The 13,939-nt window shown below is 41.8% G+C and carries 18 protein-coding genes and 1 riboswitch; of the genes, 10 read left to right on the plus strand and 8 right to left on the minus strand.

The annotated features are described in order from the left end of the window. Window positions 1–86: 86 nt before the first annotated feature. Complete coding sequence (locus HU823_RS07250; RefSeq protein ID WP_137791031.1) at window positions 87–377, plus strand: hypothetical protein; 291 nt, start codon at window positions 87–89, stop codon at window positions 375–377. Window positions 378–408: 31 nt separating this feature from the next. Here the strand turns inward: HU823_RS07250 and HU823_RS07255 are convergent, their stop codons facing one another. From HU823_RS07255 to HU823_RS07265, 3 genes are all read right to left on the minus strand, one after another. Continuing rightward, window positions 409–1,077: a sulfite oxidase-like oxidoreductase gene (locus HU823_RS07255; RefSeq protein ID WP_231607326.1), complete on the minus strand. Its 669-nt coding sequence runs from the start codon at window positions 1,075–1,077 to the stop codon at window positions 409–411. Between the two features lie 466 nt (window positions 1,078–1,543). After that, a riboswitch (SAM riboswitch) is annotated at window positions 1,544–1,651 on the minus strand. A gap of 65 nt (window positions 1,652–1,716) precedes the next feature. Next, the gene (locus HU823_RS07260; RefSeq protein WP_197221599.1) at window positions 1,717–1,932 is read right to left on the minus strand and encodes a hypothetical protein; all 216 of its coding nucleotides are present in this window, start codon (window positions 1,930–1,932) and stop codon (window positions 1,717–1,719) included. 173 nt (window positions 1,933–2,105) lie between these two features. Continuing rightward, window positions 2,106–3,284 (minus strand): S8 family peptidase, encoded by a 1,179-nt coding sequence (locus HU823_RS07265; protein ID WP_197221600.1) that lies wholly within the window; start codon window positions 3,282–3,284, stop codon window positions 2,106–2,108. Between the two features lie 337 nt (window positions 3,285–3,621). Here HU823_RS07265 and HU823_RS07270 point away from each other — a divergent pair, with 337 nt between their 5' ends. Together HU823_RS07270 and HU823_RS07275 are read left to right on the plus strand one after the other, a co-directional pair. Then, entirely contained in the window at window positions 3,622–3,801 is a 180-nt protein-coding gene (locus HU823_RS07270) for a hypothetical protein (RefSeq protein ID WP_197221601.1), read from the plus strand. A gap of 6 nt (window positions 3,802–3,807) precedes the next feature. Further along, window positions 3,808–4,065, plus strand: coding sequence for a carboxymuconolactone decarboxylase family protein (locus HU823_RS07275; protein ID WP_197221602.1), 258 nt, complete (start codon window positions 3,808–3,810; stop codon window positions 4,063–4,065). A 48-nt stretch (window positions 4,066–4,113) separates the two neighbouring features. Here HU823_RS07275 and HU823_RS07280 read toward each other — a convergent pair whose 3' ends face one another. Next, a complete protein-coding gene (locus HU823_RS07280; RefSeq protein WP_197221603.1) occupies window positions 4,114–4,485 on the minus strand; it encodes a VOC family protein in 372 nt (123 codons plus the stop codon). Window positions 4,486–4,631: 146 nt separating this feature from the next. Here HU823_RS07280 and HU823_RS07285 point away from each other — a divergent pair, with 146 nt between their 5' ends. Further along, window positions 4,632–5,135, plus strand: a complete 504-nt coding sequence (locus HU823_RS07285) for a DUF1648 domain-containing protein (RefSeq protein WP_197221604.1) — start codon at window positions 4,632–4,634, stop codon at window positions 5,133–5,135. Window positions 5,136–5,408: 273 nt separating this feature from the next. Here the strand turns inward: HU823_RS07285 and HU823_RS07290 are convergent, their stop codons facing one another. After that, entirely contained in the window at window positions 5,409–5,549 is a 141-nt protein-coding gene (locus HU823_RS07290) for a YpzI family protein (RefSeq protein WP_082861516.1), read from the minus strand. 162 nt (window positions 5,550–5,711) lie between these two features. Between HU823_RS07290 and HU823_RS07295 the strand changes: the two genes are divergently transcribed. Beyond that, complete coding sequence (locus tag HU823_RS07295; RefSeq protein WP_197221605.1) at window positions 5,712–6,326, plus strand: hypothetical protein; 615 nt, start codon at window positions 5,712–5,714, stop codon at window positions 6,324–6,326. Between the two features lie 84 nt (window positions 6,327–6,410). On the opposite strand, the gene HU823_RS07300 is transcribed toward HU823_RS07295, so the two are convergent. The 3 genes from HU823_RS07300 to HU823_RS07310 form a co-directional block, all read right to left on the minus strand. Further along, on the minus strand, window positions 6,411–6,590 hold the full coding sequence (locus tag HU823_RS07300) for a DUF2187 domain-containing protein (protein WP_066398675.1): 180 nt from the start codon (window positions 6,588–6,590) through the stop codon (window positions 6,411–6,413). Window positions 6,591–6,959: 369 nt separating this feature from the next. After that, window positions 6,960–7,175 carry a DUF2922 domain-containing protein gene (locus tag HU823_RS07305; protein ID WP_066398672.1) on the minus strand — a complete coding sequence of 72 codons (216 nt, stop codon included), beginning with the start codon at window positions 7,173–7,175 and terminating at the stop codon, window positions 6,960–6,962. Window positions 7,176–7,216: 41 nt separating this feature from the next. Then, on the minus strand, window positions 7,217–7,435 hold the full coding sequence (locus HU823_RS07310) for a DUF1659 domain-containing protein (protein ID WP_197221606.1): 219 nt from the start codon (window positions 7,433–7,435) through the stop codon (window positions 7,217–7,219). A gap of 745 nt (window positions 7,436–8,180) precedes the next feature. Between HU823_RS07310 and HU823_RS07315 the strand changes: the two genes are divergently transcribed. From HU823_RS07315 to HU823_RS07335, 5 genes are all read left to right on the plus strand, one after another. Next, the gene (locus HU823_RS07315) at window positions 8,181–8,681 is read left to right on the plus strand and encodes a sigma-70 family RNA polymerase sigma factor (protein ID WP_197221607.1); all 501 of its coding nucleotides are present in this window, start codon (window positions 8,181–8,183) and stop codon (window positions 8,679–8,681) included. Window positions 8,682–8,876: 195 nt separating this feature from the next. Continuing rightward, on the plus strand, window positions 8,877–10,508 hold the full coding sequence (locus HU823_RS07320) for a DUF6583 family protein (protein WP_197221608.1): 1,632 nt from the start codon (window positions 8,877–8,879) through the stop codon (window positions 10,506–10,508). Window positions 10,509–10,808: 300 nt separating this feature from the next. After that, window positions 10,809–12,038 carry an ABC transporter permease gene (locus HU823_RS07325; RefSeq protein WP_197221609.1) on the plus strand — a complete coding sequence of 410 codons (1,230 nt, stop codon included), beginning with the start codon at window positions 10,809–10,811 and terminating at the stop codon, window positions 12,036–12,038. Then, window positions 11,921–13,162 (plus strand): ABC transporter permease, encoded by a 1,242-nt coding sequence (locus HU823_RS07330; protein ID WP_197221610.1) that lies wholly within the window; start codon window positions 11,921–11,923, stop codon window positions 13,160–13,162. Before HU823_RS07325 ends, HU823_RS07330 begins: the two co-directional genes overlap by 118 nt. A gap of 6 nt (window positions 13,163–13,168) precedes the next feature. Next, entirely contained in the window at window positions 13,169–13,882 is a 714-nt protein-coding gene (locus tag HU823_RS07335) for an ABC transporter ATP-binding protein (RefSeq protein ID WP_197221611.1), read from the plus strand. The last annotated feature ends 57 nt before the right edge of the window (window positions 13,883–13,939 follow it).

Below are 13,939 nucleotides of genomic sequence, written 5' to 3' on the forward strand. Positions count from 1 at the left end.
AATCAGAATATGAAAGGAAACATCGGGCACCGCATACAGGGCAAACGCATATAGTATGATTAATTCAGGTGTTAGGAGTGAATGATGTGAATCAACGTGTAGTAGACGTCATTTTAGCAGAAGCGGAAGAAGAATATTTAGCAAATAATAAAGATGGTACCACGTTTGCTGCAGAACTCGCCTTACTCGCCTCGACGCTTGTGACCGCGGGGGATTTTTTAGCAACGTTCAGTGCAGCGATTGCTCTTAGACAAGTGTACATCGATCAAGCAAACGATCTAAAAGACCAGCAAGAACAAGAAGCTCAGATGAAAGACATCCAAGATCAGATCACCGCATTGAAAAATGAGATTAAAATGCTAAGGGGAAGAAAGTAAACGGTCTTCCCCTTTATGGTTTTTAAAACGATCAATCATACTCTTTCTTTTTCCACTCATCATCCGGCATCTCGAATTCATCGCTAGAAAATCGTTCTTCTTTAAACGGATCACCATACATATGAAAGCCGTTCTGCTCCCAAAAGCCTGGCTGATCCTCTTCTAAGAACTCGAACTTACGAATCCACTTTGCACTTTTCCAAAAATAAAGATGAGGAACAATGAGACGAAGCGGAAATCCATGCTTTTCCGTTAAGGGCTTGCCATCAAACGAGTGCGCAAGAATCACATCGTCTCGCAACAGATCTTGTAGCGGAACATTCGTCGTATAATCGTAATCTGCGTGGACCATCACATACTTTGCTTTAGGGTCTACATCAAAATGCTTTAAAAAGTCCGTAAATTTAACCCCTTCAAACGCATTGTCGAACCGTGACCATCTCGTCACACAGTGAATATCACGGACAACTGTCGTTTGAGGCATCTTCATGATGTCTTCAAAACTAAATTCGACACGTTTTCCTACGAGTCCTTCTACAGATAACGACCATTTTTTCATATCATAAAGAGGAACTTCTCCTTCATGAAGGATGGGGAACTTTTTTGTTTCAACCTGCCCAGGAGGCAAGCGATCTTCTAGCTTTCCATCTCTTTGTGGGACACGCATCTTTTTAATGCGGTCTGCTTTGTTAAGGTCCATACATAACATCCTTTCTTTGCAGTTAAAAAGGTTTTGCTGATTCTTTAGATGTTTTAGAATGCGGTTGACTTCCACTCCAGGTTGCTCGCTTTCCGCGGGGTGTGCGGTGAGCCTCTTAGTGCTAAGCGCTGTTAAGAGTCTCACCTGTCTAGCTACAGTGGCTAACCCCTCGAGGTCAAAAGTCAAACGGTCATGAAGGCAAACAAACGCCTTCCTAGTCCGTTCGCCTTTTGCTTGTCGGGGCTGGACGAGCCACTTTCACTTTTGGGACTGTCCCACTGATCCCGCAGGACAAGGAAGGCTTTGGCAGCGACACATCGCACGAAGAAAATTTGAAGTTCAATTTTCGAGGAGTCTCGCACCTTGCGCTCCAATCAACTATCTATGAAGTAATTGATAGAGCAGCACCCAAACAAAAAAACGCCCTCTTTTATAAAAAAAGAGGACGAATGGTTCTGTTCACATCCTCTTATCTTTCAGTCTGTAAAACTGTTAGATGTAGCACCGTGCCTAACAAAATAGGTGGTTGCCGGGCTTCATAGGGCTAATTCCCTCCGCCTGCTCGAAATAAGAGACCGATTAATCGGCTTAAAAACGATATTAAAAGTTACAACTATTATACAGTCAGGACATGAAAAATCAACTCAAAAGGAGATCAGCCACAAAAGACATCTCACGAGAAATGCCAAGATACAGAACGACCACTCCAAAAAGCGCCGTGCTGATCAAGAAAAAGTATACAATTTTTTCTTCCGCTTCTTTTTCGCTCTGCCGTTTTTCCGATTCAGTCGACTCACTCTTGCCAGAACCTTGAGACGTTTTTTTCTTTTGCTTACCCTTACCAAATCCAAACATAGCTGACCCCTCCGCTTCCTTACAGATGTTTCTGTTAACAGTTTTTCATGAAAGAGCGGATTTTAAACAAAAACTATTCTTTTCATGTTCGTCATTGATCTATGAAAAAAGTAAAAAACCTCTCGAAGTCATAATATAGACTTCAAGAGGTTATGAATCAACTTACTACAGTATTATTGCTGAACAGCCGCCGCTGCATTCACACGTCCGTTTTGGAACTGGCTGCCTGTTCCGGATACAGGATCAGCTGTGTTTTCAAGCGCTGCACGGATTTGAGAAGCACTCTTACCTTGAGCAGCAAGAAGTCCTGCTACACCTGCAACAACTGGTGATGCCATAGACGTTCCTGAGAAACTCGCATACTGATTATTTGGCGTTGTTGAATAGATATTAACGCCTGGCGCTGCGATATCAACCCACGTACCGTAGTTTGAGAACGAAGCTTTACGGTCGTTTTGATCCGTAGCTGCAACCGCGATCGCGTTCGTATAATAAGCAGGGTAGCTAGGTGAAGAAACACCCTCATTTCCTGCAGCAGCGATGACTACAGAACCTTTGCCCCACGCATAATCAACAGCAGATTGAAGCGTTTGTGTACCGCCAGCTCCACCAAGACTTAGATTGATAACTTGTGCGCCTTGATCAGCTGCGTAACGAATGCCTTGAGCTACATCATCTAATGATCCACTTCCGTTCGCATCAAGAACACGAACCGCTAGAATAGAAGCTTTTGGAGCAAGACCCGCAATTCCTACACCGTTATTTGTGTTCGCAGCCGCGATACCCGCAACGTGTGTACCATGCTCGTTCTCATCCAATGGATCGTTATCGTCATCGACATAGTCGGCACCTTTAATGACTTTTCCTGCAAGGTCTGGGTGGTTGTAGTCAACGCCCGTGTCGATGACAGCAATTTTTACAGAGGAAGAGCTCTGCGTTGTATCCCAAGCTTGCTCAGCTCCTACTTTTTGTGGTGCGTATTGCTGACTTTGATAAGCAGGATCGTTTGGTACATAGCTTGCATGGAACGTTAAATTAGGTTCCGCATACTCAACAGAGTCAAGATTTTCATAGTTCTTGATCGCATCTGCCACACTGCCGTCTACTTTCACGACTGTAAAATCTTTCGTCACTTCAACTACTTTACCGCCAAGCTGTGAAACTTTGTTTTCCGTATTGGCTGCTGCTGAAACAGAATCTTTAAAATGAACAATAATTTCTTGTGAAGCAGCCTTTGTTGCAGCCGGTGTAAAGGAAGCTTTAGACACCTCAGAATTTGCAGCAGATGCTGGCAATGCTAATGACACCAGTAGTGGTAATGTTGCGGCAGTTGCCACGAAACGCTTTAACATAAAAATCACTCCTCTGTTGTAATTACCAAGCAAGCTTGGCTCCGATGGTAAGGAATTCAACAATTTTCAACAAAACCCTTTAATGCTATTCGAAAATAATGATTATTTACCAAAAGACTACAATCGTAGAGAAGATATTACTACAAGCGCTCCTAGGTTCTCATGACCTATTCATTATCTTAAAATACAAAGTGGGTAGGGAATAAGACTCAAATTCGACAGAAAGCGCATTCAGTTTCAACCCTCAAAACAGAAACATAGGACTCTTTTAAAGAATGGTGTATGGTAAAAGGGAAGAAAAAAAGAAAATTTTTTTATTTGAGGAGGAGGAATAAAGGTGGCACGTTTACCAGAAGTAGATGTTGAAGGAACACCCTTTAAGAAAACCCTTGCGAACGCTCCAGGAATTCTAGATGCTTTTCAGCAGATGGATAAAGCGCTGAACGACATACTAGAGCCTGAAATTATGGAACTGCTCCGCCTACGAGCGGCCTCAAACAATGGGTGTGACTACTGACAAAGCATGGATTACGGGACTCTGGATGAGTCCTCTCGAAAAACGGCGATGAATGAAGGAAACGCAGAACTATCAGAACGCGAGAGTCTAGCTCTCGAACTCGCTGATCACATCATGGCTTTTCACGGACAACTGCCAGATGAATTATACAACCGACTCACGAAACATTTTTCAAAAGAAGAAATCATTGCGCTATTCTTCCAAATCGGAAGCAAAAACGGAGCCAACTGGTTCATTATCGCGATGGGAATACTAAACGAGTAAAAATAAAACGTCCAGATCACACATGCGATCTGGACGTTGTTTTATGTATTATCTATGCTGATCGATCAGGATCAGGTTTCCATCTGGATCTTCAAGAGTCAAACTGGCAGGACCTTCACTTGTTACATCCGCTTCGGTCGATAAAGAAATTCCTCTTTCTTTTAGCTGTTTCTGCAGTTCGCGAATATCAGTGAAATTTTCAAGATTTTCTGCATTTTGGTTCCATCCAGGATTGAAAGTCAGGATATTTTTCTCAAACATACCTTGAAACAGACCGATAACCGTATCCTCATTCTTCATGATCAACCAGTTATGCTCGATGTTGCCACCTAACGTTTCAAAACCTAAGTTTTCATAAAATGCTTTTGAACGGTGGATGTCTTTCACACTTAAACTTACAGAAAACGCGCCAAGTTTCATAAGATCCTCCTTAAAATATCTGATAATTTTACTATAGATATCTTTTAGGTCGATTACAAACTAAAGTAGCACACCCTCTAGCCTTATTTGAACGAAACTTTTTAAAGGAAAAAAACGTATAGAGAAGGTAGAAGAGGAGGTTGAAGATGAATATGTATGAAGGTCGACCAAAACTTACAATACAAAGATCATGGGTTGAAAACTTTTTAGATATCGCATCAATCGCCTTACTTGTCATGGGAACCGTGAGCTTGATCTCAGAGTGGGCCGCAATACCAGACACCGTACCTACTCATTTTAACGCAGCCGGAGATCCAGATGGATGGGGAAGTAAGAGCAACCTGTGGATTTTAATCGTGATGGGAGCGGTGACGTGGTTACTTCTTACCGTGTTAGAAAAATATCCGCACATCTATAATTATTTTAATCTAACAGAAGAAAACGTCGAGAGACAATACAAAAACGCGCGTATGATGATCAATGTGATGAAAAATGAAATCTTGATCTTCTTCGTCTATATGACTTGGGCATGCTCGAAAGTTGCAAAAGGAGATAACGAAGGATTGAGTATGTGGGTACTTCCCGTTTTTATCGTAGGAATCACCGGCTCGATCGCATTTTTCATCGTAAGATCAATTAAATGGAAGTAAAGAAGAGGACGACCTTCATTTAGAGAAGTAGAGTCCTCTTTTTTATGAAGTGTGTCTTTCCCTAGAGGACATAATAGCTATTTGTCCGCTGGATAAGGATAGTTATTATTCATAGTTCGGTAATGTGAATTAATTTCACGGATAAGCTTCATAATTTCACGGTAAATCATTTTAATTTCACGGATAAAATTTTTTATCGAATATTCGACTCATACCGACAACTGAGACTAAATTGAGCAGCTCATACTTTTGATGAGCTGCTCTAATTTTTGTTTACTGATCTTGATGGTTGCGTGCACGTGCTTCATCAGGACCTTCCATCTTCGTTGCGCCAGAATATTTTAAGTCTTGGTCACGGTCAGATTCAACGCGTCCAGACTCACGTAATTTCTTCTCCTGTCTGTCTTTTCCCATAGTAAAACCCTCCAATCACAGTAGATTTTCATTAGTATGAGAACTAACAGATACTTTTATGTAAAACCTGAAATTATCCCCAAAAAGCCTACCCAAACGTTTAGCTTTTAGAGAAAAGGGAATCCCCTTACTACGAAAAAAATTAATCGAGGAGGACTTAAAATGGTACAAAGTGTAAACACTACAAACGGATATGAAAACGGTATGTATCCTGAAGATGCTTACGGTACAGCGCAACGAGAGAGAGTGGCAGATCCGCAAAAAAGCAAGCTACTAACAGGAATCGTAATTGGCGGTATCGTTGGTGGGGCACTTGCCTTGATTGATTATAATACGCGTTCGAAAGTGAAGAACACAGCGGTAGGATTGAAGGATAGTTCCAGCAAAATGATCACAGAGGTCAAACAAAATCCAGGTGAAGTGAAAGATCAGATGATCAGCCAGTTCAAAACGGCTAGCACCACCTTAAAAGATGCGATCAATGACGCGCAAGCGCTATACGAGCGTCTCAATAAAGACGTGTTCGGCAACATCAACACACTAAAAGAGATCTCAAGCGATGTGCTGTCGACAGCAAAAGAAACAAAAGGCGAGCTGGGCAATATCGGTTCAAAATTAAAAGAAGCAGGATCTGAAATTGCTGAGAATCCAATTGGAAATGATAAGCTGCACGACTATTCTACTGGATCGGCACAAGAAACGACTTACACAAGGGAAAATGATTCAAACGTCGTTTCAGTCGGAGTGACTTCGCAAAACAATCGAAAAAACTTATAAAGTAAACGAAAAAACAGCTCTCTGTGTTGATACAGAGAGCTGTTATGTTTATCAGTTTAAATTTAAGTTTCTATATAATAAGTTCTAGCTATTTATGATTTGTCTAATATCGTTCAAACGTACAACTTGTTTCGCATCTTCAAAATGCTCTGAATAGTTTTCTGTTACGGAAAAGTCCACAACAGCGGTGTTGGTCAACAATGAAGTAATTTCTCCTTTTAAGCCGTCGAATGTTTCAATAATATCACCGATTTTAAATTCCATGCCTTTTCCTCCAACGTAATTAATGTTTGTACTATTTTACCATAATTGTGACTCATTTTCCTTTTATTTTTAAAAACTTCTATTTGTTAAGTATTATAGCGAAAGCATATGAGCATTTCCATTAAAGCGCTTTTATGTAACGCTTCCAATTTTCACTAAATATCACCAAAATATTGACTAGATAAAGGTTATTCAACAGTTATCCACAACTATAGAATATTAAGCTTCCAGTAAAGCGAAGCTATCCACTGATTTATCCACATTATCCACATTGTCCACAGAAAGAAAAAAACCGTCCTCTGAACAACTGCATCAGAAGACGGATTTTTGCGGTCGCTTTTTGTAGAGTCTTTTCTAAGAAGTTGGTTCTTATAATTCGATCTCGCTCACTTCACGATCAACAATACGCGCACCTTTTTTGCTCGTATAGTTTCCGCCAGAAGAAGTAAAGATGTTTTGTGCGATTACCGTGTCCATCGCTGCATTTACAGCTGCAGGATCAACCGGTTCGATCGGAGCATCCAGACGGATGGTTACCGTTTTGTTCTCTTGGTTAAGAAACTGCAATTCAAGCACTTTGGCCATTGAAATCCCTCCTTTCTTCTATATTTTCCTCGCCCCTACTCTTAAGAGTGGATCGCGAAGGAATCGTTTCGCTTAATCATCACAAGCGGATACACTTGAAGTCCTGATAATGCGTTCGCTACCGCATAAAGCTGGTCAGGTGTCGAAGTGGTCTTAACATTAGCGAAGTTCTTATACTTCACCACCGGCTTGTTGTCTTCATCCAAACCACCATCAAGCTCCAAACGCATTGCTGAATCAATCAAAGCTGCTGTCGCCATGTGCCTCACCTCCTTTCACATCATAAGTTCCAGAGAGAAGTGAAAAGGAGCCATGGTGCTAAAAACTTTTTGAAGTGGCTAGAGTATTGTCCAGAACCGACTTTGCGTGGATCAAAATCATCAAAAGGAAAGATGGTGTGTTTTCTAACTAAAGATGTTGCCCTCAAGTTTTTAACAACATTGATAAGTTGGTTGGAGTGCAAGGTGTGAGACTCTCGGCTAGGACGAGTGGTCAGGTGGAGACTCCTAACGGCGCGAAGCGGCAGTCCGAAAAGTGGAAGTGACTCGTCCAGACCCGACAAGCAAAAGGTGAATGGCTAGGAAGGCGCACTTTGCCTTTTTGACCATTCAACTTTTGACCTCGAGGGGCTAGTCACTGCAACTAGACAGGAGGCTCACCGCCTGCCCCGCGGAAAGCGAGCAACCTGAAACGGAAATCAACCACTTTCAAAAGCTGCGAAGAATCTCCACAACACTTATCCACAATTTTTAGAGTTTTACTCGAAATCAACACCGAAATTCCTCAAAATCCAGCATTTCACACAAAAAATCTATCAATTTTCGTAATTCTGCACACACATTGTGGATAACTATTCAAAAGTTATCAGGCAACTTTTGTCGTTCTGCATCGTTTACCATACAACTTTTCAACAGTTGCACTTTGTTTTACAAAACTCCTCCAATTTATAGTGAAGATACCGCGGAATTCCCCGAATGTGCGCACATTCCAAAAGGAACGATTCCCTTGAAAAACTCACCGTTTGAAGAAGTTGCTGTAATGTTTGAACCACTCATCAAATCCCAGATCAAACGCTACCACCTCACCAACCATTTCAATCAATACTATCAAGCTGGTTTACTCGGACTCTGGAAAGCCTATGAAACATACAACCCGGAAAAAGGGCAGTTCTCCTCGTTCGCCTTCATCCATGTTCGCGGCCGCATTTTACAAGAGTTGCGAAATGAGATGAAGAGGCAGGAGGCAGAGGTCACGCATGATCCGCATAATTCGATAAGTTTTCAACAGCTATCCCATCAAGACCACATTCCTTTTTTGGAAGACGAAACATTGAACCTCTATCTGATGCATCTCACAGAAAATCAGCAACGGTGGGTCGTGCATCGCGTCTTTCTCATGAACACGGAAGCTGAGATTGCAGAAACGTTTGGGGTCACTCTCTATGCAGTGAAATCTTGGAGAAAAGCAGCAATAAAGAAGCTTCGTACAGTTTTAGTTGCCAAATAAAATCGAACTTTCTTACTATGTGATTTGATGGATATAATTTTGGAATTAGGGTATAGTAGAAAACTGTGGGCGAAAAAATTCCTTTTTTACCCATAATAGCCAATAGAGAAATAAGCTGCTATTTTTTTAGAATAACAGTGTAATAAGTTGGTAGGACAAAGCTTATATATTTATTAAGAGGGGGACAATTAAACGATGGAAACACAAGTTAATCAGAGTACTGGAAACAAGAAACGACCGTTGATCATTGGGCTAGCTATTATCGCAGTGCTTGCAATCGGGGCAACTGCTTATGCGATGTTCGTAGATCTATCTCCGCGTGAATTGTATTTGAAATCCGAGATGAACACATTTAAAGCACTAAACGAATCTTTTGAAGACAGCTTTGGAGATGCACTAGCACTTTCTGAAAAGCAAATGGAAGAAGCGTATAAGTCTGAAGCGAGCGTTGGGGTAGATGTTGACCCGGCGATGTTTGGAGCAGGTGGAATGGAAGCTGCTTTGATCGGTTCCGTATTAGAAAACAGCGAATTTAAGGTAACAACACAGCAAGATCCTAAGAAAGAAGAAGGATCTGTTAAAATGGCTTTGAGAATGAACGATGCAGACTTAATGGATGCTGAGTTTTATCAAAACAATAAACAAACAGCTGTAAATGTACCTGCAGCTTACGATAAGAACGTTTACTTCGAAAACAGCCAGTTCGGTGACGTGATGCGTAAGTTCGATCCAGCGTACCAAGGTATGGAAAAGCTTGAAAACTTCTTTAAAGCAGTTGATGGCGACCTAAGTGAAGACGCTCGTGATGAAGCGTTCGAAGAGTTTGCAAAAGTTTACGCAGACAGCGTGAAAGATGAAAACGTAAAACTAAAAGACGATGTTGATTTTAAAGGTGAGAAGCTTCGCGAGCTAACGGTTTCTCTTTCTGAAAAAGAAACAAAAGCAATGCTTGTAAACTTTGTTGAAAAGATCGAAAAAGACGATGAAATCCTAGACGCGATCGCTGAACAGTCAGCATTGCAAGGTGGACTTCAAACAGGCATGGTAGCACCAACTACCAGCATGAGCAAGGCAGATGCGAAGAAAGAAATTAAGTCAATTCTTGCTGATGCGAAAAAAGGAATTAAAGATGACGTGCAGATTCCTGGTGGAATGAAGCAAGTTTTAATCATCGATGGCGATGATAAAGTAGTAAGCCGTAACGTAACAATGAAGATTGGTGCGAACGGTGAAGAAGCGGTTGCGATGAACTACAAGTCTGAAAGCTGGAAGAAGGGCGAAGTAACAAATTCTTCTTGGGTTCTTAATATGGGTCCTGAAGGTGAAGCTGAAACAGTACTTGTTGATGTAAAGATGGAAAGCGAACCAAAAGGTAAAGACGGCATGAAGCGTGATATTAAAGCGAAGTTCGAAGCGACTGAAAACGGTACAACACAAGGTATTGGTTTCCAAATTAAAGGTGAAGGCACAGATAAGAAGTCAAAATGGACGGCTAATCTTGTTCCTGCAGGCGATGCGCCAATGGAGCTTCCAGACATGACGCTTGAAATCGAGCACACGGGTGACCAAAACCTTGATAAAGACTTTGCAAAACACGATTACAAAGTAACTCTAACTGGTAACGACGCTACAATGGGCGATATCAACGTTGGATTAAACATCAAAACAAAAACGACGTTCGGCGATAAACTGAAATTCCCTGAGCTTTCAGAAGGAAAAGCAGTAAACGTTGCTGAGATGAGTGACGCTGAAATGATGACGATGATGTCAGAAATTCAACGCAACATCGAGCAATTTATCGGTGAAAACGCTCAAATGTTCCAATAGAATGATAATAAGAAGGACAGAGATAACTTAAGACAAAGTTGATCTTTGTCCTTTTTTTCTAACTTAATAGGGTATATATAGCTTGTAGGCTGCGTCTGAATTGTCGAGGATTGTAAACTCGTGGATAAACGGCCGAAACTTTTGGATAAAGTGCCAAAACTTCTGGATAAACAGGCAAAACTCGTGGATAAATAGCCAAAACTTCTGGATTCAACCAGTCCAATGCCCCTACAGGTATAGGTTCTAAGCGGTTTTCAGCTCCGAACCTTCACCCAATTTTTAAACGAAAGGAACGACACTATGAGGCAAACGCTACTCATTGCCCATCTAACGGTAAAATGCTGGCTAAAGCAGCCTTTTCCTCTGATTGCTATGATGCTGTTTCCGATACTGTTACTTGGAATCACGTATCTTGGGCTAAAACCACTTCTTGAAGAAAAGCAGTGGGTAGAGCCTTTTGCCGTAGCGATCGTAGATGAAGATAACACGTTTGAAACCAAATTGCTCATGAAGCAGTATGAAAACTCAGAAGAACTAAAAAACGTATTAACCTTTGAAAAAACAGATGCAGAAACCGCAAGTGAAAAGCTGGCTAGCAACGAAATCGCGGGTATGGTGATCGTACCGGATGGATTTACTAAAGGAATTCGAGGCGGTAAAAATATCCCCGTAACCGTCATCGGTAACCCTGAACGTCCTTTTCAAGCAAAACTCCTTCAGCAAGTGATGGTGTCAAACGCCAACTTAATCTCTTCCGCTCAAAGCGGCGCAAACGCAGCTTTTCATTATTTGCGAAAAATGGACTTAAGTTCTGAAGAATTCCGGGCATACCGCGACACAGTTATCACGGACTTTACGCTGCAAGCATTGAACCGAAACAAGATCTACGAAACGGAAACGCTAAGTGCGTTCGGCGGAGTCACAACAATAGACTATTACAGCTTATCTGGTGTGTTGATCCTGTTACTCGTTGGAGGATTGTTTGGTATGAGTTTAACCGCAAGAAGTGAACAAACCGCACTGCGCGAAAGACTAAGTCTACAAGGGGTAAGGTCTTTCGTATTCTTTTTTAGCAATGTACTATCCGTTTTCCTTCTGCTTGTCATCCAAAGCGTTGTTTTGACTGCTCTATTTTATGCTTTAACAAAAACGTGGAGCATCACAGCGATATTTATACTTTTAGCATACTGCCTAAGCATCTCATCTCTTTTCGCACTTTGTCAGGAACTTTTTGTTCGTAACGCAGCAAAATGGGGAGCGGGAATCATCCTTGCGATGGGACTCGTTGCCACAAGTGGAAGTGTTATGCCACTTTCGTATCTTCCGGAAATGTGGCGCAGCGTAAGTATGCTTAACATCGTGCATCACGCACACAGCGGACTGATTGAAACACTATTTGTGGGGAACGAAACATGGATGTCTGTTCTTCTCTTGCTAAGCTTTTCGATCACCATTTGGGCAGTGAGTTTGCTACTTATCACAATAAAGAAGAGGTTGCCATGGTCTGGACAATTGCCATTACACGTATAAAATTATTGCTTCAAAGTCCGTGGAGCTGGCTGGGACTCATCGTTCCGGTTCTCGTGCTGATTTTTTTAGACATGTCCGTGGAAAAAACAAGTGATGCGACAAAGATTCCTGTTGTGATCGTGGACGAAGACGAAACGGAATACTCAAAAACGGTCATAGAACGAGTGAGTAAAAATCCAGCGGTAGCGGCAAGTGTTCGTAATGAAGAGGATGCGCGCAATCAGATCGAGACGCAAAAAGCGGCCATCGGTTTCTTTATACCTGAAGGGTTTATGGAAAGCATACAAAAAAATGATGAAGATGAGCTAGTTACAATGTGGCTCTCGTCAGGTTCGATTTCTCATGGGTTGGTGCGCGAGATTTTTGCAAGTGAAGTGAAGCGGTTATCGAGTAATTCGTATGGCGCAAATACGGTGTTAAAAACGTACGGAAAAAGTGAGAAACTGGATGCTGACGAGCAAGCTAAGGTCTGGAAAGATGCGTGGACCTTTAGCGATAAGCATTGGGAACCGAAGCCACTTATGACCGTTGACTATAAAGTTGGGGTAACGAGAGAATCATCGGTAGTAGATTCTGGTGATGCCACTTCGATCTATGTTCCAGGAATGCTCGTACTTCTCATGTTGTTTAGTTTTTTATATAACAGCTGGCCGATTAAAGATCGTGATTCCGGTATGCGCTCAAGAGTACCTTACGCAGCAGGCCGATTTTCAACTTACTGGTTTGGAAACGCATTAGGCGTGTTACTTTTGCAGCTAATAATGCTCATATTATTGTTTAGTTATGGCTGGTGGCAAGATGAGTTAACATTGAACGGTGCAACGATTTTTGGTTTGATCGGCTACGTCTTATTTCTAAACGCGCTATCTCTTCTGTTTGCTTATTTCGTGCATAGCAACCGCACATGGCAAGCAATCACACTCTTCGTCGTATTGTGCACATCGCTTTTAAGCGGAACTTTCTTCCCGAGCGATGAGCTATCAAGCTTTTTACAGCGTGCTGCAGAATGGACGCCGCAATATTGGATCGTATCATCTCTAAACCAAGAAACGCTTATGATTCCATTTTATATTTGTGGGTCTCAGCATCGTTTTATACGTACTTTCAACCATAAAGGCAGGTGACAACGCTTGATTGCAGCAGAAAATTTGAAAAAGAAGTTTGGTAGAAAAGAAGTACTAAAAGAAATGAGCTTCTTTATTGAAAAAGGAGAAACCGTAGGCGTTGTTGGCCCGAACGGTGCAGGTAAATCAACGCTTCTAAGAATATTAGCGACCCTCATGAAAGGATCTGGCGGATCGGTTCAGATCGATGGGCTCGATGTAAGGAAAGAACAAAAGAAGATTCGGCAGAAAATCGGTTACGTACCGCAAGAAATCGCAGTTTATCATGAACTTACAACGCGCGAGAACTTAAGATTTTTTTCCAAGTTAGCTGGTGGTTCGTCAGAAGAAAGGTGGATGCAGCGCTGCGAGGAATGGCGACTGGCTGAGCACCTCGATAAAAAAGTGAAGCATCTATCTGGTGGTAACCAGAGAAAGTTAAACATCTTGATCGCTATGCTTCATGACCCGGATCTTTTGATTTTAGATGAACCGACTGTCGGAATTGACATATCTGCAAAGCAAGAGATCGTAAATGATTTGCGGCAGCTGGGGAGAGAAGGAAAGACGATCCTCTATTCCAGTCATGACGCCCAAGAGCTCGAAACATTATGTACTTCTTTTTTAATTCTAAAAGAAGGTGAGCTGTTATTTTACGGCTCAAAACAAAAAGTGCGACAGTTCGGTTCGGTCGCGCAATCTGAAAACTTTGCGGAAACGCTTGGAGAGATTGTTGGATGAAGTCTGCTATATGGCAGGCTTCTTTTTTTATCCTAAATATTCCAATCAAATAAGAAG

It is taken from the genome of Fictibacillus sp. 18YEL24 (assembly GCF_015903855.1).
Classification (GTDB): domain Bacteria; phylum Bacillota; class Bacilli; order Bacillales; family Fictibacillaceae; genus Fictibacillus; species Fictibacillus phosphorivorans_C.